The sequence below is a fragment of the Nostoc sp. FACHB-110 genome (assembly GCF_014697425.1).
GTDB lineage: Bacteria > Cyanobacteriota > Cyanobacteriia > Cyanobacteriales > Nostocaceae > Nostoc_B.
In genome coordinates this window covers 48710-69611 of the sequence record NZ_JACJRU010000020.1, presented here as the reverse complement: position 1 = coordinate 69611, position 20902 = coordinate 48710, and the positions used below count along the sequence as shown (strand labels likewise).

17 protein-coding genes are annotated in these 20902 nt (G+C 39.9%); 7 read left to right on the top strand and 10 right to left on the bottom strand.

The features are described from left to right. Window positions 1-5: 5 nt before the first annotated feature. The 7 genes from H6G69_RS18790 to H6G69_RS18760 form a co-directional block, all read right to left on the bottom strand. The gene (locus tag H6G69_RS18790) at window positions 6-1679 is read right to left on the bottom strand and encodes a DUF262 domain-containing protein (RefSeq protein ID WP_190690585.1); all 1674 of its coding nucleotides are present in this window, start codon (window positions 1677-1679) and stop codon (window positions 6-8) included. An 11-nt stretch (window positions 1680-1690) separates the two neighbouring features. Then, window positions 1691-4624: a DUF1156 domain-containing protein gene (locus H6G69_RS18785; RefSeq protein ID WP_190690582.1), complete on the bottom strand. Its 2934-nt coding sequence runs from the start codon at window positions 4622-4624 to the stop codon at window positions 1691-1693. Between the two features lie 11 nt (window positions 4625-4635). Beyond that, window positions 4636-5142, bottom strand: coding sequence for a hypothetical protein (locus tag H6G69_RS18780; protein WP_199336110.1), 507 nt, complete (start codon window positions 5140-5142; stop codon window positions 4636-4638). A gap of 2 nt (window positions 5143-5144) precedes the next feature. Next, window positions 5145-8303 (bottom strand): ATP-binding protein, encoded by a 3159-nt coding sequence (locus tag H6G69_RS18775; RefSeq protein WP_199336108.1) that lies wholly within the window; start codon window positions 8301-8303, stop codon window positions 5145-5147. A gap of 881 nt (window positions 8304-9184) precedes the next feature. After that, entirely contained in the window at window positions 9185-9769 is a 585-nt protein-coding gene (locus tag H6G69_RS18770; RefSeq protein ID WP_190690579.1) for a hypothetical protein, read from the bottom strand. A gap of 541 nt (window positions 9770-10310) precedes the next feature. Next, window positions 10311-11585 (bottom strand): EndoU domain-containing protein, encoded by a 1275-nt coding sequence (locus H6G69_RS18765; protein WP_190690576.1) that lies wholly within the window; start codon window positions 11583-11585, stop codon window positions 10311-10313. Window positions 11586-11847: 262 nt separating this feature from the next. Next, window positions 11848-12339, bottom strand: coding sequence for a hypothetical protein (locus H6G69_RS18760; RefSeq protein WP_190690573.1), 492 nt, complete (start codon window positions 12337-12339; stop codon window positions 11848-11850). 439 nt (window positions 12340-12778) lie between these two features. Between H6G69_RS18760 and H6G69_RS18755 the strand changes: the two genes are divergently transcribed. Next, window positions 12779-13864 carry a tyrosine-type recombinase/integrase gene (locus tag H6G69_RS18755; protein WP_242072107.1) on the top strand — a complete coding sequence of 362 codons (1086 nt, stop codon included), beginning with the start codon at window positions 12779-12781 and terminating at the stop codon, window positions 13862-13864. A gap of 309 nt (window positions 13865-14173) precedes the next feature. Here H6G69_RS18755 and arfB read toward each other — a convergent pair whose 3' ends face one another. Together arfB and H6G69_RS18745 are read right to left on the bottom strand one after the other, a co-directional pair. Further along, window positions 14174-14587, bottom strand: coding sequence for an alternative ribosome rescue aminoacyl-tRNA hydrolase ArfB (gene arfB / locus H6G69_RS18750; protein ID WP_190690568.1), 414 nt, complete (start codon window positions 14585-14587; stop codon window positions 14174-14176). A gap of 271 nt (window positions 14588-14858) precedes the next feature. Beyond that, entirely contained in the window at window positions 14859-15131 is a 273-nt protein-coding gene (locus H6G69_RS18745) for a hypothetical protein (RefSeq protein ID WP_190690565.1), read from the bottom strand. Window positions 15132-15415: 284 nt separating this feature from the next. On the opposite strand from H6G69_RS18745, the gene H6G69_RS18740 reads away from it, so the two are divergent. Then, window positions 15416-16339: a hypothetical protein gene (locus tag H6G69_RS18740; RefSeq protein WP_190690561.1), complete on the top strand. Its 924-nt coding sequence runs from the start codon at window positions 15416-15418 to the stop codon at window positions 16337-16339. Window positions 16340-16377: 38 nt separating this feature from the next. On the opposite strand, the gene H6G69_RS18735 is transcribed toward H6G69_RS18740, so the two are convergent. Further along, window positions 16378-16668, bottom strand: coding sequence for a hypothetical protein (locus H6G69_RS18735; protein WP_190690558.1), 291 nt, complete (start codon window positions 16666-16668; stop codon window positions 16378-16380). A 106-nt stretch (window positions 16669-16774) separates the two neighbouring features. Between H6G69_RS18735 and H6G69_RS18730 the strand changes: the two genes are divergently transcribed. The 5 genes from H6G69_RS18730 to H6G69_RS18710 all read left to right on the top strand — a co-directional run bounded on the left by H6G69_RS18730 (window position 16775) and on the right by H6G69_RS18710 (window position 20875). Further along, a complete protein-coding gene (locus H6G69_RS18730) occupies window positions 16775-17458 on the top strand; it encodes an SDR family oxidoreductase (protein ID WP_190690539.1) in 684 nt (227 codons plus the stop codon). A 119-nt stretch (window positions 17459-17577) separates the two neighbouring features. After that, window positions 17578-17691 (top strand): hypothetical protein, encoded by a 114-nt coding sequence (locus H6G69_RS34825; RefSeq protein WP_397326949.1) that lies wholly within the window; start codon window positions 17578-17580, stop codon window positions 17689-17691. A 391-nt stretch (window positions 17692-18082) separates the two neighbouring features. After that, the gene (locus H6G69_RS18720; RefSeq protein WP_190690537.1) at window positions 18083-19423 is read left to right on the top strand and encodes a transposase; all 1341 of its coding nucleotides are present in this window, start codon (window positions 18083-18085) and stop codon (window positions 19421-19423) included. A 117-nt stretch (window positions 19424-19540) separates the two neighbouring features. Beyond that, entirely contained in the window at window positions 19541-20173 is a 633-nt protein-coding gene (locus tag H6G69_RS18715) for a hypothetical protein (protein WP_242072106.1), read from the top strand. A gap of 240 nt (window positions 20174-20413) precedes the next feature. Further along, window positions 20414-20875, top strand: a complete 462-nt coding sequence (locus H6G69_RS18710) for a globin domain-containing protein (RefSeq protein WP_190690535.1) — start codon at window positions 20414-20416, stop codon at window positions 20873-20875. Window positions 20876-20902: the final 27 nt, after the last annotated feature.

The window sequence follows — 20902 nt, the reverse complement described above, 5'->3', positions numbered from 1 at the left end:
AGTTTTTAGATATTAGTTTGAATCATAAAACTAAATTTTTCTAAAATTAATTTTTTTCTGGCTTCAATAAATTGCTGATAATTGTCTAATTTCCACAGTTCTCGCTCTTTGGGAATTAGATGTAAATCTAAATAGCTATCATCTTTGCCACTAAACCATTGCTCAGGAAGAATATCTTTTTTACCTCCAGCACCGTTTTCTTGGGCAGTTAATAGCATACAGTTAGCAATCTGATCGCGGTCAAATTGCAGGTATTTAAGGATATCTTTGCGTCCTGTATTTGGATTAATTGTTTTAATTTTGCGTAGTACAGATTGAGGAAAAATATGGTCAATCTGTGGTAAGTTAGCATAATATGCTGGATGATAATCAAAGCGTTGATACCACAGATTAAAATATATATGAATATATTTAGAGGAGTAATGCTGTCCTAAAATATTCGATTCGGTAATTTCTAAATTTCTGCCATCAGCACGAATTACACCAAATAGTTGCTTAACATTAAATTCTTCAGTTTCTTTAATTTTCCTGGTTAATTTATCAATTAACTTATCAGGATTACCACTAAAAGCACCTGTGAGTAAGGTTCTTAAAATATAGGTGTCTAACTGCTGAATATTAGACCACTTTTTAGGATAATGATAGCGAAAATATATTATAGGAATTAGTGCTAAGTAAGAAGGAACAGCTTTATCAGTCTGTAGAAAAGTTTTACCAAACAAAAAATCTTTAACATCTTTGATAGCATTAGCTATGTTATCCCAGTTTTTGATGATTTCTTCCCTAGTTACTCCATCTCTAAACTTATTAACGTCATACTGCGCTCCTTTATCAAGTAGAGTAATACAGGTTTTTAAAATAAAGTCTCTGGTAAAACTATAGCCACTTCGATTCAATTCATCTATCAAGGCTTCCAACTCTTCATCTGCATCATCCCAACTGGATGTTAACAAAGAAAAGAGTAAATCAGATTTACCTAACTGAGTTCCACCAGAATTTGCTCTAATGAAAATTTCTACAACATCTTCTTCTTGATAGGCTTCTGGGTTATCAACGCTATCAAGTTCTTGATATATTAAAAATTCTAATGAACAGAATTGATTAATAGCCAATGCTACATTATCGAAAATTCTGCTCTTCTCTTCATTACTTAAATCATCTTGAAGTGCAATAATCGATTGAGCAATTGTGTTAAATTTATTATGGTTAAAAATAATATCTTTAAATTTAATCCAAGGAAATTTAACTTTATCAGCATTTAAAAACTTAAATTGATAGCGGATATCTTCTGGTGCAACTAAATCTCCACTCAGAACATTAAAAAATAATTCTTTTCTTTCATAACTACCTTTTAAGCCAATAAACATAGCTTGCAAGCGTTGTTGACCATCTAAAACCAGTAATTTAACTTGGTTATTTTCGGTAACATAAAAATCGAAAAGTTTCAAGCTTTGTTTATAATGGTCAATAAACTTACGGCACTTAATTTTGGCATTTGTGCGCCACACTAAGAGAGTGCTAATTGGGTATTCACGCATAATCGAGTCGAATAATCGCTCGATTTGTTCTTCTGACCAAACAAAAGGGCGTTGAATATTAGGCAACCAAAAGCCACCATCTTTCTCTTCATTATTGAGATAAGTAACCATTTTACGAATGGTTTCTTTTTGATTTTTCATAAGTCAATTCCTTATGCAGTTTGAATATTCAACCACAGTTCTAATTGTTTGGGCTGGGGAACTTTTTCACTAAATGCTAAACGGCGCAAGCTTTCTAGGACATCAAAATCTTTAGCAGCTTCTGCAACTTCTCCTTCTTCTTCTGTAAAACCTGTGTAAGTACTGGAGACAGGTAAAACTTCTAATACTGCTAATAAAGCAGTTTGGAAATCTGCATTTTTATCAACTTGGTTGCTTTCTAGCAATTTCTTGGCAGCTTCCAACCCATTGCTACGCGCACGGTTAGCAGCGTGATGTAGTGCATCAATCATCGCACGGCTACCATCTGGTGAACCTAGAGCAGCTTTAGCGGCACGTTGGCTACTATCCCATAAAATTAAATCGCTGGATTGTTTTTGTGCTAAATAACCAACGATTTCTCGATCTAAATCAACACCTACAACTCTGGCTAACCGCAAAGCTTCATCGTAAGGGAAACGAGGTGCTTCAAAGGCATCCCAGGCTAACACAAACCATTCAGTAATAGGATCTAAATTTGTTTGGCGTTTTGTGCCTAAAAGTTGTTCCATGCGCCATTGTTTTACTTCCCTTCTAGCTGCATCTAGTGCATCTTCTGGGGTGACTGCATAGGGATCAAATTCATCAAATAAGCTGGTTTGTTTGCTTCTGGATTTTGCTTTTGGTTGGGCTTTGGGAGTACCACGAGTTAAAGGCCAGTGTTGGGATAATTCTTGTAAGGCTGGGCCAAAGCAGGATAGATATAAATCAACGCCTTTGATACCGTATTTTTGAAATTCTTGGACTCGTTTTCTGACAGCTTTAGCCACATCCTTTTCTACGTCTTCCCAATAAACGGTATCTTCTTCAGATTTGGGAGGACGAGGACGACAAACGAGGAATATGGTACTTTTAGCGGCGGCTTTATCTTTGATGTGCAGGCTGCTTTCAGCTTCGGTGTTGATAGGCCAAGAAGCAGTGATAGTAAAGCCGGCTTCTAATAAACCACTGGCTAAAGCATCCCACGCGCCTTGGGCTTTATGGGTAAACATGAGGGTAAGAATGCCATCTTCTTTTAATACACGGCGACATTCTGCAAAAATACTCGCCATGCGTTCTTGATAATCTTTAGTTGCTAATGCTTTTGCGCCTTTTTCACCTTGGAATTTTGCAGGGTTGGCTACGGCTTCGTTTTCTTTATCTGTTAGTTGGCGGGTGAAAAATTCGGGGTAAACATAACCTGCGGTACGCTTTAACCAGACATAAAAGAAATCACTAAGTTCTGCATACATAACATTGTCATAGTAGGGAGGGTCAAAGACAATAGCATCTATGCTTTTATCTTCTAAATGAGACAGATTATCTCCTGAATCATTAGTAATTGTAATGTTAGGTATAGTAAAGGATGATGTATTTAATAATTTAAGTTGCTTACTTTTGGTGTTAGCTTTTTTGATATCAATGTCTGGACGAATTAATTCAATAAGTTCTTCAATACATTTTCCAGTTTGTTTTATTGCCCAATCATAGCCTAAACCCGTTATGAGAGGTGACATTTCTGCGTAAGACCAACAAAAAGCAAAGTCATGGCGATTAAAACTATTTGCTATAATTTCTCTCGTTGGCATCCATACAGACATTCGAGAGTTATAATTCAGCATTTTATCTAAAGCAAAGCTTAAATAAATAAAAGCTGATTTTGTTACTTCATCTAGTTTTCCCTGGGCTTCTTCTGTCTCTAATAATTCTCGGAATACTTCTACACTTGTAGTATGAGATACGAGTTGACGGGGATGAAATAAATCTTTCCATAATGGCATTCCATATTGAATAGGTCTATCATCATTAATGTCATGAGGTACAGATTCATTTGGAATAATATCTAAAGCTTCCCATTCACTTAATTTTTCTTCTAATTTTGCTTTAATTTTTGATGAATTATCATCACTAGATAGAGGCGCACGGTATCCTGTTTCCCACTTTTCGCTTATTTTTCCTGCTTTTGTTGTACTAACAATTTTTTCTTTATACGCAATAGCAAATAATTGATCGCCCATTTCTCCAGCTTGTGCTTGAGCTTTAATTTCATCACCTGAAACAACTCGATTACAATCAGGATATGGACATTGAGCATCACCTCGGCTAACCGTTCCAACTGATTGGTCTTTGCTTCTATGTACTATTTCAAATTCACAAATACGCTTATTCATATTAGGTTTTAAACGTACACCTATCCCATTTGATGTAAGTTTCCAGTTAGGTGAAAGAGGAATAATACCTTCGCAATAGGGGCAAATTATAGTACGAGTGTAAATATATGTCATATCATTTATTGATTTATTTTCGTGTTCAGGAAATAAATCTTCTATTTTTTTATGTATCCGTTTACGCCATTCTGTACTAATACGTTTATAAACTTCAATTAATTGAATATCGTATTTTATAGGCAATTCTACTGTAGCTTTTAAGATAGTTGTTGCCACAGGATTAATATCATTAGCAATAGAATTAAACCCTAATCTTGCTGTTTCAAAAGGTATGCTTCCTCCACCTGCGGTTGTGTCAAGTATAGAAAATTGAGTTAGTTCTTTAACATTTAATTCATTTTTTAACCATGTAATATCATTGCTATTTAGGCAATATTTAAAAGCTCGATCATATCCATAAGGATCTTTGACCCGCTCTCCAGTTCGCCGTGCTTTTTCGATTAAATACTGTGCTTTCACTGGATCACCATGAATACCTAGAATATGAAGAAACTTTTCATGATCAGCATCAGCAGGTAATAAAGAAGCTAAAACAGCAGCGCGTGAGGCTACTAAAGGTCGCCTCGCCCACCATACATGAAGTCTATTTGGTGTAGGAGTTATTGCTGCACTTCTTTCTCTAGTACTTTCAGCACTTAATTCCGCTACAGGTAGCCATTCCTCAATCAAACGTCGGGTCATTTTTTATTCCTTTAATCTTTATTTGGGTCTGTCAACAAACAGCGCAACGCCATCAAAACTCGTCTGGGATTTTTTCTGTGCATCGCCATTCCCAACCAGTAGGCGGCTTCTTCTTTTCCCATCACCTCAACTCCCTCAGCACAACAGCACATATTCTCCCGATTTCGCATTGGTGCTAACACGCGAAACATTAAACCCATTCTCAATGCCTGTTCTTCATCAAGGTCAAAATCTTTGATTTTTCCTCGTTGCAATTTGGTTAAATCAATATCTATCTGCTTGAGTTGGCGTAGTAACCGATGTTCGATTAAAGCAAAATTTCTGCCTTTAATCCCTGCAACACGTTTGGGATTTTTGAGATGTGGTGTAGCAGGAGATGGTAACTGCCAAATTTCTAAAGATAAATCACTTCCTGGCAGCTTTTCTACTTTTAATTGATAGTGAGGTTTGCTCAAATTCTTAGTAAAAGAATTATAGTGATGTGAAAATTGACTTAAAGGAAGAGTAGCAACAACCATTTTTAACACGCCTCTGCATAAGCTTCTACAAAAGCTGCACCAGTAGCAAATCTGGCAAGCTTATCTGTTATCTTTTCCGGTTCATCTGTGTTCAGGTCTAGCCCACTAGCGTAGCTTAAGGTAAAAGTTATTTCTAAATGAGTTTCAGAAGCTGCTCTTAATTGAGGTTGTAAGAAATCCTTAATTGGTTGAGCATCACTTACCTGCCCTTCAAATTCGATACTAAAACTACTGCTATTGGTGGTTTCATATTCAGCAGATAGTTTTACTTGTTTGTCTGCACCTGAAACAGTATTAATAACACCAAGCAACTTAAATCCATCACTAACATCAAAAACCCTTAAACTGAGTCGGCTAATTTTCTTAATTTGTGCCTTCTTTGCATCTTCCCAAATTTTGCTTAAAGCTTCCCGTAATGGTGCTTCTGCTTTAAAAATTTTAGTGGTTGGAGTTGATTTTTCAGGAATTTGTTCGGGAGTCTTGATAGTATCAACGCTGTAACTACCAGTTTTTTCACTTACTTTAGAAGTGCTAGGATCACTCTCTCTATCAGCAGGATTATCTGTATCAACCTCTATGTTTTCATTCGGTTTTGTGACAGCAGGTGCAGGACGAGGCCAAATACCACGCTCTTTAGCATAGGTAGTGGTGAAAATAATCGACTGCTCATCAATTTTTATTTCGGCGTAGGGGTCGCCCTGTCCTAACAGTAAATCCCCACTTTGATAAACATAAATACCCTGTGTAATTCCCAACCGCACCATTTTAATGAATGTGTCATCACTCAGCATGATGGGGAAACGGGGGTCTTTGCGAAACTCTGCTCTCAGTTCAGCCGTGCTGATTTGTCCCTTTTTTAATGGGGTCTGATCTCTGACATAATTTGGTGCAGGAGGCTCACTATTAGGCTGGAGTAATTTTTGGTTATCTAGCAAGGCTTTAATAATTTCCTGCTGTCCATTCCCCGGACGTTCGGAAGCCGAAGGTAAATCAAAAGCTGTATGAGCTAAATCAACGCTTGCTCCATCCAGGCGATTGCGAGACGGATAAAAAAGATGACGATAGCACTGTTGAATAATAATGGCTAATTCTTGTTCGGACTTCTTGTAAAGTTCGTTAACCTTTTCTTGCTGGTGTTCTGGTAATTGTGCTAAACGGTCAGGCGATCGCATCGCGTCTAATGCCAAGCGATAAAGCATTTTGTTCTTCATCTCATCACGAGTGGCATCATCCGCAACTAAAAACACCAAATTGTTCAGTAATTGGCGAAACCTTCCTTGATTTCCCTGATAGCGGTATATGTTTTCAACTAATGGTGGCACTGTTACCGCTTCATTACGTACTGTCTCCGCATCATAGCTAATCAGTACTAAGTTAGGTTTGCCATCCCCCGCATCATCAGACACATCGTAGGCTCCACCTGCAAAGGGGATTAAATTAAAGGTTTTCCCAGCAGCAAAAATAGTCCGAATACGGTCTTGCAACAGATTTCTGGCTTCGTTTAGATCCACCTGCTTTGTCTGGCGGCGAATGAGTACACCAAGGTTGACTTCTGTTAAAAATCGTAGGGGTGCAGCCGGACGGTCATCAAGATAAGCAGATTCCACAATAAACCTTTGACGCGCATCATTAATAAAACTGATATCCAAACCAGAGGCGAGGATAGCGTAACGCAGATTTACTTCGTCTATACCTTGTAAATTGTCATTAAACGCAAAGCTATTCCATAGAATGTTTCGAGCAACAAAAGAAGCATAGGGAGCTAAACCCGCATACCATTTAGCATCTAACTGTTGTGCCAGGGAAGTCTCTTTCTCGGTTGCTGCTACATCATTTTGAATCACAGGGTCAAACCGCCCTAATTCGAGACGAGTAGTAATCTCATCTCGAATAGGAATATACCCTGGATTAACGTGATGTAAATGAATAGCGTAGGTGTTTGCTGGTTGCTCTTGCCAAAGATAAGCAATGGTTCGTGTCAGTAACCTCAACATTCCTCTAACACGCTGAAAAGTACTTAGGGTTGAGAGCTTATCTGTAAGTAAATCCATCAACGCGGGATGGAAAGGAAAACCATTCCGAAAATCAGCCACTCTATCTGCGTTCACCCGTTCAGTTGGTAAATCACCGCGATGGGTGATCCATAATTGTTCGTAATTACGAATTACTTCCTGGGCTGCATTTTCATCAATGTACGAAAATAATCGGCGACGCAAAACCTGTACAGTTTCTTGTTCTGTCGTTGGGTTTAAAAGTGTAGCTACTCGCCCTGCAACTTTAGTAGCTTCATCAAGTTTTTCTGCTACGAACTCATTCTCTTGAGAATAAGCATCTGTAGCTTTTCCTTCTTTACCAACTGCTAAAGTAAAAACTACACAAGCATTTGCTGAAGAACTCACAGCTTTAAATAAAGCAGTTAGAAAAGGCGTAAGTTGGTCTTGTTCTTTTCTACCTTTAATTTTACGTAAATATATAGATAATTCGTCTAATAAGATTAATACTGGTTCATTACCAAATAGCTCTTGAATTGTAGCTGCCCCTGGAGCAACTTTTTCGATATCACTTTTACGTACTTTCTCGTATCCAGCCACCCCAGCTAATCCATAAGCCAGTTCTCCCCAAGGGGTATAAGCTCTTAAACCATCACCGAGAGGTCTACCGTTTACCGGATCTGCATTTTCTCCATCAAAAGCAGCCAATCTCACCCTGGTCTTGGGGACGAGTTCAGGCTCAATAAATTCCTGAACATTCTCTACGTTTTGCATTCCGTGTGCAGCATGGGTCAGCGCAATTAAACTATGAGTCTTACCACCACCATATTGAGTATCCAAACGCAACACGGCAGAACCGCCCACACCTTGCAGCCTTTGACAAACAGTTTTTAATAATGCTTTTAACCCTTGGGTGGGATGAGTATTGGCAAAGAATTTATTTGGTAAAGCATACTCTGGTGGTGCTGTACCATTAATGACCTGAGCTAAATCTGCTGCAAAATCCGACTCTCGAATATTACCTTTTAATATGTCAGGGCGAGGGCTACAAATTTCAAATAAGGTTTTCATTACATTCGTTTTCTTCGCTAGTCCTAAAAACTGCACGGCAAAACTGCGTAGGCGCAGCCCGCCGCAGGCATCGCAGGTGTTAAAGTTGCGATCGCCCACAATAAAATTGAGTCAGCATAGATTGAATGAATCTACTTACTTTTCCGCAGAACTGATTAGATAAAAATTTTAAAAACTAATGCGGACGCATTATTCGCTACATAATAACCGCTCTAGTGCAGAATTACATAGGTAATAACACCATACTTGGGCTAAAACTAACTAATGTATATAAGTTTTAGAGCAACGATTAATATTCTACGTATACTTATATAGATGATAACTGTCTGATTTGTATTTTTTGAGGTAGCCAATGGTGGGCAATCCTGCTGCGAGGTCGTACTTACTAAAACACTCTGGGTGAGCAGATTTGGCACAAGAAGTAAGAGACCCTTATTTTATATTTAGAACTTTATTCTAAACGTACAACCTTAATTTCTACTCTAGATGAGCGAACTGTTGACTTTCTATACTGCTTCTATACTTTCTTCTATACTCAGAGTTTACTAGAAAATATAGTTTCTATACTCGTTCTATACAAGCGTATAGAACGCAAAAACAGTTTTATTACTGTGGTGTGAATGCTCAGTCGGTACAAGATAAACTGCGATCGCTTGGCATTGGCAGGGAAGAACCAATGGATACTAATTGATGAGAAGGTGATCGCCCCCCAATACGGTTCGGATAAGAAACTTACTCGTGTAGGCAAGCTCTTGGTGCAGGGGTGCAGGGGTGCAAGGGGGAACGAAGGTACTCTCTCCCCTGCCCCTCTGCTCCTCCGCTCCCCTGCTCACCTCAACAGATAAATTTGTTAACCGAACCGTATTGGATCGCCCCCTACCGCCGCACCAAACCTCACCAGCAAATAGGCTAAGTGGGGAAATGTTTTGCATTACAAACGTAGTATTTGAGTAGTAATTGAGGGAGAGTGATCACTTACTTTACTCAACTGGGTAATACAGCCTGTCTTTTTCATTAAAACGCCAACAACGATGAATAAAGTCGCGATCTTGTGTCCACTGTTCAAAATCTTTCTGGTTTAATGTTGCACGTTTTTCTTCGATGGTAGATGCAGTAGTGCCAAAACGCTTTGCTAATTCTTCTGCATTGTGGGGATTAAGCTTGACTGGCGCACTCGTCTGCTGATAATAAGAGTAGCCGCTTGATTTGTTACGTGACCTTGATGTATTGATACTATTTTGCATCTGGATCAATGCCCCTTCAAATCGTGAAAGTTTGTGAGTTAGTTCTTCGAGTTTACCTTCGAGATTAGTTAATCTTTTTTCTTGCTGGTCGTTGCTACTTTCACTCACACTTTCCTGGAAACGAAAAAACTCCTCTTCCAGTTGATACAAGCGAATTTCTACACTTTCTTCTGTACCTGGTACGTCTCCTAAAATATGGTGTAGTCCTTGGATAACCAAATCTGTGGCGGTGGTTTTCCGTTCTCTTGCTGCTTTGCGAAGTGCCTCAGTTAATCTTTTGGGAAGTTTGAAGTTAATTGATTCGCGTTCAGTTCTTGGCATTTCTACACGCAGTACATACCTTGGTATAGACAAAGTGTACCACTTTAGAACGAGCTAATCTTGAGCAAGCCAGAGTACTGCTAGTACTCTGCCAACAGAACTTTGCGTGGTGGACAGCAGAGGGGCTTCGGGGCAGAGGGGCAGGGGAGAGAGTACCTTCATTCCCCCCTGCTCCCCTGCTCCCTTGCTGGGTCTACACAACAATATTGGGTTGGTGAACTACTAGTGGGAGATACAAAGCAGTTCTCATCTGTAGAAGCAGGCAGTCCTTATCACGCCCGTAACTTTGATTACACCTTTTCTTTCAGAAATCCGGGTAAACAAAGGCAGTAGCGAAAAGCATCGCAATATAAATTAATAATCTTCTGACTTGACGTATCCCTTGGGCTTGTAAGAAAGGGTGTCAAACAAAGATGTAGAATGGTGAATAAAATGTCCGGGAACAGAGTTTATCGGTCATTTTTCTAAATGATGCGGAAGCTTATACTTTTATACCCCTAATCATCCAAAACATTAATTTTCTATCACTGCATCAGTCTTATTACTGGATACAGTCGGGGGTAGCGTCAGGAGTAGCATCGGGATAGAAAGTACGGATACCACCCGCTCTTCTGACAAATACAGCTTTAAAAGTTCTATTCTCATCAGTGACACCCAGAAGACATACCTGGTTAGTGGTGCTAGTGTTGGGGTTGTTCTTGTAACCTAAAGAAGCGATCGCCAAAATTTCTTCAGCACTGAGGGTGTAAGGATAACCTTTAATACTAGACTGAGCAGTTCCAGTACCTACTTTCACGATTGCACCTATTGTGTAGATTGTGTTAGGAACTACTTCTTCTCTTGACGTATTATTGTTCAGTCGTCCAGCTAGACCTTTGTTTTGCAACTCTACATAACGACCAACAAAATGCAGCCCACCAATCGAGCCGCCTTGAACTGGTTCTCCACAGAATACATGGTCAAAACCTGCGACATTGAACCAGAGATCGGTTAGATCGTTCAAGAAATCCGTATCAGAAGTACGACCTACTTTGATATATCCTCCCACATAAGCCTTGATATTAGACAACACAGTAGGATTATTAGCCATCATAGTTTGGAAGGCAGTGGGGCTCACAACAGTACCTGGAGCGCCGCAAAGATTAACCACTGCTGTGTCAAAGCTGTTGAGAGGTGGGGCGCTCGGTGTGACATCAGCTGGGCTACCATAGGCTAAACCAGATACAGGGTTATTGATTTCATCAAAGAAAGGGACAGAACCAGCTGGTAAAGAAGGAGTGGAACCGGAAGAACCATAATCAGTAATTACGATGTCATCAATATTAGTTCTGTTTGCCGTCCCATCAGTCTTACGAACTTCACAGCGAACACTACCAGAGATGTTAGGTGTAAAAGTCGCTGTTTGTAATGTTGTGGAAGTGGTATTGATTGTGGAACCGATTTGTGTCCATGAAGAGCCACTATTAGTTGAACACCAAACACCCCAAGTAGTATTAGCGTCAGTACCAAATTTAGCGTGTTTGATAGTAATAGAGCCTGCACCTGTAGTGCGGTCAAATCGCATCGTTACTTTACCACTATTACGAATACGAGCAGACTTTGCACCATTTTTTCTGTCAGTGCTGAGATCGCCAATCAGAGCATCATTCAAATTCCATAAGCCCGTACCCAGATTAACATCAGCAGCTGCATAACTTGTTTTCGTACCGCTCTCAAATCCTTCAGAAATTGTGGCACTATCTGCACTAGTTACACAAAAGGTGAGCAGTATAACTGCTCCTGTTGATATCTTTAAAGGAAAAGCTAACTTAGACATACTTAACAGGTTGGTTACTTTAGTTAATTACTAGTTGCTTATGAATTCCAATAGTAGATAAACTACTTTATTTAAAACAAAAAAATCAACAGTGAATATTCAATTCACAATAGTATAAATTCAGCATAATTTAAACTATTTAATACTTTCAAAAACCGCATAGCGTTTATTAAAGTATTTATTCAATATGCCATTGCTCTCTTAAATTTTGATTAAATATAAGTTAAAATCTTGAATTTTAATTTATATTATAATTCAGCTATTAGTCTTCATCTTTAACCCACAATATTCCAATCAGTCTAGCACTTACAATAATTATTCCTGTGTCAAATGTTGCGTCCGTCAGGGAATCCCAAGCACTAAGCGCAGAGTAGTTATTGACAAATACTGCGTTAGTAAAAAATTTACATGAATTTTGAAAAAAGTTGAACATCTTAGTAGTAATTTCTTCTGCCTCTTCTATTGTCATAATTTTTGAAGAATAAGCTAAATCTTTGGTCAAGACAAATGCTGAAATTTTTTGGGCTGCTGCTTGATGAATTTCTTTCCAGTGAGTGCCAAGCCCTACATACCCAATTTGACTAACAAATAAATCCAGAAGTTCTGTTAAACCCTCAAATTCTTCAAGGGTCATATCAGAGATTATTTGTTTTATTTCAAACAAAATATTGCCTCTACTACGTTTTGATAGGATTTCCGCTTTAAATTCTTGAATTTCTGGAGAATCAACACTTTCTAATAGTTTGATGCTCATTTTATTTAAATAAATAATTACGACTTTTTGCCAGCTTCATCTAAAACATTACTCCTAAGTTGATAATTTCCCACAAGAATACTGAAAATGGGTATTCTGTGCGATCGCAGGCGTTGGGGGCGTTAGAAGCAATCGCGGTACTTAGCCTGGCCCAAATCCCAATACCGTTCGGATAAAGAATTTAGTCGTGAGGGCAAGCAAGGGTGCAGGGGAGATAAGGAGGTTGCACAAACTTCTCCCCATCCCCTCCGCTCCGATGCGCCTCTGCTGCCTTAACGAAAAGAACTCTTAACCGAAAGTATTGGCCCAACTCCTGGTCACTTCATCAAAGGAGCAAAAACTTTTGTAGTATATTTAAATACATAATTAAGTTGAAAGCATAACAGAAATTTTATTGTCCCAAAGTGGGACGAGGAGGACAAAAAGGGGGAGAATAGGTTTGATATCGAAAATTACCTTTTTCGCTCTCAATGCTATGGATGATACTTCCTATCCCCATAAGCGTGCATTCAATACAGCAAGCGATGATGCTGGATTTAATGACGCGGTGGAGGTATTAAAAAAATCGTTTGAAGCCCCAATTGAGCGTTATTTTGCGTCAACTCCTGACGAGCAGGATGTCATTGCCTTGATGCTCGCCAATATCCGCGCCGCCAGCACGCGGCGCGAATACCAAAAAGATTTGCGGAAATTTTTCGTGGCGATGACAGGCATTGAGCCAAATGTCGATAGCGTTTTGGAGTTTTTGCACCTGAACGAGAAGCGGGCGGTGGCGGTAGTATTGAAATATAGAGCAAAGCTATTTGCTGCTGGTTTAAAGGAAGCAACGGTTAACCGTCGCTTGAGCAGCATTAAATCTTTGGTGAAGTTTGCCCGTAAGCTAGGTGTATGTAGCTATTCGCTTGAAGATGTAGAGTTGGAGAAGGTAAAAGCCTACCGCGATACCACCGGGGTAGATGCCCAAACAATGAGTGCTGTTATCCAGCTTATTGACCGCTCAACAGTTCAAGGAAAAAGAGATTACGCACTGTTGCGGCTGTTGTGGGAAAATTTACTCCGGCGTAATGAAGTGAGTCAATTAAATATTAAAGACTTCGACCCACACTCTGGCAGATTGCGGATTTTGGGGAAAGGACAAGGCACGAACGATGAATGGGTGAAACTGTCCGCAGCAACAATCAATGCTATCTGTGATTGGTTGCAAGTCCGGGGTTATATTACCGTCTCCTCACCTCTATTTATCTCCCTTGACAATCGTAGTCGGGGGCATCGCCTCACTGGAGACGGCATCCGCAAAATCGTTGTCAATTATTTTGATGAAGCTGACGTGAAAAAACTCATGTCACCACACCGCATCCGCCATAGCAGCGTTACAACACTTTTGGAAGTAACTCAAGGGGACGTGAGAAAGACGCAAAAAGCCAGTCGTCATGCCAAGCTGGATGTATTAATCGTGTACGACGACAATCGCAAAAAAGGTCAAGAAGAGATGACAAATTTATTGGCAGATTTGATTGGTGATTAAGCTTTGAATATGACACTCAGAACATTAACCTTTAAAGGACATCCTATCGAAGCACAAAAATTGATAGTGCGATCACTCATATCGGCACTGCCTTACTATCTGGCTGCAACCGGGTGAGCTTCTACTTAACAGGGCTGGGCATTGAGTACTAGTTTGAAAAGGGCTTGTCAACTTCCCCAAATCAGCAGAAGTAGGATGAGTTAAATCAAGATGTCCAGTGGTGCAATTACTTCACTGCTGGGCATCTGCAATTTCTTAGAGGAAAAAGGAGCGATCGCCCTCAGCACTTTTCTTTGGCAGCATTAGATTTTAATCAATTATCTGCCTTCTCATTGACTTAATTTGACTACGCTTAGTTTTACTGTCAAGACGTTTTTTTTGAGAACTGCGAGTTGGTTTGGTGGGTTTGCGTATTTCGGGCAATACAACTGCGCTTAGTATGAGTTGTTTGAGTCGTTGCAAAGCTTCTTCCCGGTTTTGCTCCTGGCTACGGTGTTCTTGAGCCTTGATGACAACAACTCCCTCTTGGGTGATGCGTCGGTCGTTTAGCTTTAGAAGTTGCTGTTTATAGAAAGCGGGTAGTGATGAAGCTTCAATGTCGAAGCGCAAGTGAATAGCTGTAGCAACTTTATTGACGTTTTGACCCCCTGCTCCTTGAGAACGAATCGCGCTAATTTCGAGTTCGCTATCGGGGATGATGATTTTATTCTTAATTTGCAGCATAACTTATATATAGCTTACTCTGTGCGATCGCTCTAGCCTTAGCCCAACACCAACTGCTCCTCACCCAAAATCCCACAGCCGAACACACGAGTATCAAAAATAGCTCCTTACACTTTTTGCAGGAAAAGCGGCTGCGAATGTTGCTAGACAAGAAGAAAAACTGGTTACAAGTTTCTCAAATCCCAGTATAAGGCTAAAACAAATCAGTAGCATATTTTAGCTGACTACTGAAACGATGCGTTAAATATTGCAACTATCTCAAGATAGATTATTAATTACAGAAGTCGTCAACCCGCAAATCCCGCCAGATGTCAGAAACTTGCCAGCCAGTGTTGCCAACAGATTGTAGAACTGGATAGCTTTGCGCTGGAACGTAGTAAGTAGGATATTCTACGGTAGGATGAGCGACTTCTTGCGGTGGCTGCTGCTCAATAGGTACGTCCGCAACGGCGGGTTCTACTAGAATAACTTCTTCTGGAATTGGCTGTGAAGCAACAGACTTTTTGAGAGCGAGAAATTCAGGTTTTTTGATGATGGGTTTCATAATTATCCTGGTGGTAAAAGCTTGATATCGAAAAACTAGATGCTGCTAAAGTTGCTTGAATGCCTCATCTATGGTGAGTGATTGAGTGGTCTAGGACAAGTAGTGAAAACAAGGTTACACAGTTCGGTCTTTCAAGCTATGCAATTGACGACAACTGCAAAGATATAGGAAGCTAATGAAAAACCCCAGCCACATAAACAGGGTTGGAGAGTGGATAAGAAACTTATTAACATGATGCCACAATTCAATATCTGTAACAGGAACATTATCTTTGAGGTGGGAAGATGACTAAGACACCCCCTCGCAAAAAGACCGTCACTGCAACGAGCGCTACTCCAAAGCCAACAAAAAAGCAGCCCAAGCAGGAAGAACCAGAGGTAGTCATTGTTGAAGTGGCGGCGGTTGAAGTGCCAGAGTTAACACAGGAAGAACAGCACTTACGCACTGCTTTAGAACAGAAAGTGGAAACGGCTTTCTATGAAGCAGGGAAAGCATTAATAGAACTACGCGATCGCCGTCTTTATCGTTCAACGCACAAAACATTTGAGGAGTATTGCAAAGATAGGTTTGGTTATAGCCGTGATGCGGCTTACTTGAAGATGTCAGCTACATCAGTGTATGAAAATCTTCAGAAACATTTGCCGACCAATGGTCGGCAAATTCCTCTACCAAGTAGTGAGCGTCAATTACGTTCCGTTGCCAAAGCAGAGCTAGAACCTGCCCAACAAGCGACGGCTTGGCAACAAGCAGTAATAGAAGCAGGTAATAAAATTCCTTCTGGTCGCATAGTCCAAAGTGTTGTAGACAGAATTCGAGAACGCACTCCTGTCCCCAATCCCTACCGCGAAGGAGAAATCTGCATTCTTGTCCCGAAAGACAACCCAGATTTGCGGGGGAAAGGTGGTTACTGGGGTGTAATTATTCATGTTGGGGATTTTAGTTGCACAGTCCAAACCTGGGACGGAGACTACGCAGTGAAAATAGAACACCTGAAATCCTTAGAACTGCTAGATAACGATTGCAAGTTTATGCAACAGTTATGTATGCGCTTGCGGCGATTGCATCAAGTGTCCAGCCGTGATGAATCAGTAGATTGGCTGTTGCAGGGGTTGGGGAAACAGGGGAAGCCTTATTTGTCAGCTTTACAGGCGAAGCTGTTGGCAGCAGTGGAACGGGAGTATGGGCTGGATGGGAAGCCCAAGAAGTAATACTGAATAAGTTGCTGGAGTAAGCGCGATCGCTCCAGTCAAAATCCAAAAATTTCTTGACGCATCACTGAACCTTTAGACGTGAGAATCCAACAATTATTATCAGGCAAATATTCGGCTATGCCTAAGCTTTGGAATTTGTGAAGTATGCCAAGTACGTAGTCGTTAATTTCAGGATCATCTAAGTAATTTTCAAAGTGAGCGTCACAAAGAATTTGTTTGAGATTAGCTGGAAGAGAGCAAAAAACATCAGCCTCAGTAGTGTTAACGCTAAAGGGCTGACCGTTAACATCATGAACAGTTTCTACCAAATCAAATGGAAGATTCATGGTTAATTAAAAAATCAGTAGCCAAGATGATGACTATACTATTATCCTCACCAGTGAGAAAAGTAAACTCTAGCTACAAAAAAAACACAGAGTAGGGAAAATAATTATGGGCAAGCGGATCTTAATAACAGGTGTGAGCAAAGGTCTAGGCTACGCTATGACGGAGGGTTTTATACAGCAGGGGCATAGAGTCATTGGTTGCGCTCGTTCGGTGGCAGCGATTGAAAAAATGAAAGATAGCTTTGGTGCGCCCAATGACTTTACAAATATAGATGTAGCAGATGAACAACAAGTAAAAAATTGGGCGACAGAGATACTGGCTAAATATGAGCCACCAGATATATTGATTAATAACGCCGCCATCGTTAACCCACCAGCACCTTTGTGGGAGATACCATCCGAGGAATTTTCACAGTTAATAGATATCAATATTAAAGGGGTAGTAAATGTAATTCGCCATTTCGTGCCAGCAATGGTAGAAAAGCAACAAGGTATCATTGTCAACTTTAGTTCTGGTTGGGGACGTTCGACTTCACCGGACGTAGCACCATACTGTGCATCTAAATGGGCAATAGAAGGGCTAACGCGGTCTTTGGCACAAGAATTACCGGCAGGTATGGCAGCTATTCCACTGAATCCAGGGATAATTCATACAGATATGTTGAGTATTTGCTTTGGAGAATCAGCAGCCTCTTATACATCTGCGTCTAAATGGGCATTAAAAGCAGTTCCGTTTATTCTGAAATTGAAACCCAAAGATAATGGGACTCCCCTAACTGTTCCCGGATGATAACTATTGTTTTAGGTAAGGGATAGCGTAGCAAGATAGTGCTAATGTACTACAATGATGCAGAATTGAGGGATATTTATCTCAATCATGTATTTATTTGAAGAAGACCGCAAGTATAAATGTGTGATGCCTCAACAACTACAATGATGCGGAAAATTATCCATCTGGATATGGATGCGTTTTACGCATCAGTTGAGCAACGGGATAATCCGCAATACCGAGGTAAACTGTGACTTTTACAAGATTTTGGACAGGTTTTGAAGAAGAAATTGGACAAGTTGCAAGCTGGAATGCTTATAACTTCGTAAAGGCATAAATGGCGCGATCGCTCTTTTGGAAAAAGAAAATGGACACTAATAACAGAAATGGAAGAAGAAAATGGACAAAGATCCGCTTTGATGCTACTTTTGGGCGACTTTTCCTTTGAACCGCATTCTTCACAAACATTGCTCACGTGCTGCGATCGCCATTAACAAAACTTTCATTTTGCATATAGGGATAGGGTTTGAGCAATTTAGTTTTACTTTACAATACCTTAGCCAAAATCAGAGGGTGAAGAGAGAGGGCGCTCTGTAGTAGAGTTATTGTCTTCCCAAACGACAACTCAGAAGCCACAATCAACCCATGCCCGATATCTTATCACTCCTGCAATGCCTCCTGCCGCAGATAAACGCTACGACAATGCGTCAGTTGAACCAGATAATCATTGCGATGTTAGCAATGAGCGGGCGAGTCACGATGTTGGGAATTGCCCGTTGGGCAGGGGAACACGGTAGTTATCGGACAATGGGGAGATTTTTTTCTACAGTCATACCTTGGGCAACATTATTTTGGCTGTTTTTTCGTAAACATTTGTGGCGAAAAAATGATGTGTACTTGCTAGCAGGAGATGAAGTTGTAGTTAGTAAATCGGGGAAGCAAACTTACGGAGTAGATAGATTTTTTTCTAGCCTGGCTAGTAAACCAATTAATGGTTTATCTTTCTTCGTATTGTCATTAGTAAGTGTAGAAGGAAGGCAATCATTTCCAATAGGAATAGAACAGTTAATTAAAAGTGATGCCCAAATAAATAGCACCTTACCAATCAAAAAAGTAAAAGCTAAAGAGAAACGTGGACGGGGACGACCAAAAGGCAGTAAGAATAAAAACAAAACCGAAGTGATATTAACATCTGAACTATTGTTAATTAAAAAGATGATTAACTCACTATTCGAGCTAGTAGCTAACTTTATCCCTTTGACGTACTTGGTAGTAGATGGTCATTTTGGTAACAACAATGCCTTGCAGATGGCACGACAAGTTAACTTGCATATAATTTCTAAGTTACGCCATGATTCGGCATTATACATCCCTTATGAACATCCTGACTCAAGTAAACGCTCTCGTCGTAAATACGGTGACAAACTAGATTATCGTAATCTACCTGACAAATACTTATGTAAAAGCACAATTGATAAAAATATTCAAACTTATGTTTATCAAACTACTCTGCTTCACAAGGAATTTGCACAAGCTCTTAATGTAGTAATTTTGGTCAAAATCAATCTTGATACTCATGCTCATAGTCATGTAATTTTATTTTCCAGCGACCTAGACTTGGCATTTGAGAAAATTATCGATTATTACAAGCTACGTTGCCAAATCGAGTTTAATTTTCGGGATGCTAAACAATTTTGGGGGTTGGAATATTTTATGAATCTAAGTCAAACTGCTGTGACTAATGCTGTTAATCTAGCATTCTTTATGGTTAATTTATCCCATCATCTTCTCGCTGATTTCCATAAACATAATCCTGGTTCTGGCATTATTGATCTGAAAGCTTATTACCGTGGTTTTCGATATGTTCGTGAAATGTTAAAAATACTTCCTCAAAAGCCTGAGCCTATTTTATTAGCCCAAATTTTTGCCAAGCTTACTTCCCTGGGACGTATTCATACCGTTTCCACAGGTATTGAACCCTCGTAAATTGGCTAAGGTATTGACTTTAATGCTATTTTTTAAACGTTTTCAGAAGGTAAAGTTGGACATCCTTTTTGGAAGGTAAAGTTGGACAACCTGTCCAAAATCTTCTTCAAGTCACAGATGGCATCAGGACAGAACAAGCCCAACGGATTAACGGTGATTTTACCGGAGGATGCAATCGCTTTTGTGGAAGGGTTAGCGATTGAAAAGTTTCATGGCATCGGAGAAGTGACAGCAGCCAAGATGCACTCTTTGGGGATACATACTGGCGCAGATTTGAAGGGGCGATCACTTGCCGAGTTAACACGACATTTTGGGAAGGTGGGGCATCATTACTATAAGATAGCCAGGGCAGAAGATGACCGAATAGTTGAGCCGAACAGAGTCCGCAAGTCGGTCGGTGCAGAAACATCGTTTGCGGTTAATCTGAGTGATCGCCACCAAATGTTATATGAACTCGAACAAATTGCCCAAATTGTCCAACAACGGTTAGAACAAAACACCACAAGGGGACGGACGTTAACGCTAAAAATCAAGTTTTCTGATTATCAACAAATCACGCGCAGTAAGACTTTAACAGATTACACCCGTGATTTAGAAACTATCATTGCCACAGCGACAAAACTGTTTGAGGCAGTTGAGCTAGAAAACCGTAGTATCAGATTGTTAGGAATTGCATTGTCTAGTCTAGAAAACGCGAAACAAACACCCTTAATACAACTGCCACTGTTTGAATATATCGAAAAGTATTAAGTTTCAAAAGAAAAGTGATGTGACTCGAATTGCCTCAGCAGCAAGTATTGGCTTTATTTTCCAACAGATATTTGCTCTTGAACTAGCTAGTCGATTGGTTTGTCATACCTTGTGTCATAAGTTGAGCTTGGTTGCATCAGCTTTCGTAAATTCAACTTCTTCTTTGAGGTAGCTCATAGTTATTGATGAAAATACCTACTAAATTGAAGTTAAACAAAAGAAAGAAGCGGGTGAAAAGCTATGATTAGCCAACAAACAATTAACCTTGTTAAATCTACTGCACCTATCTTAAAAAAGAATGGTCAACAAATTACAACTAGGATGTATGAAATTATGTTTCAAAGTCATCCAGAAATTCAAAAGCAATTTGATATGTCGGCTCAAGCAAATGGTTCACAGCCGCTAAAATTAGCGACAGCAATTTATGGTTATGCCAGCCAAATTGATAATTTGCCAGCATTAACTTCAATGGTGGAAAAAATCGCCCAACGTCATGTACAAACATCAGTGCTACCGGAACAGTATTCGATTGTAGGAGAGAGTTTACTGCAAGCGATGAGCGAGGTATTGGGAGCAGCAGCGACAGAAGAGGTAATGGCAGCTTGGACAGAAGCTTATCAGGTATTATCAAAAGTATTCATTAATAAAGAACATGAGCTATACATAGAGAAACTCCACACAGGTATACCTCAGCTAGCTTAGAAATTGTTTCTATATGTGGCTGGAAAA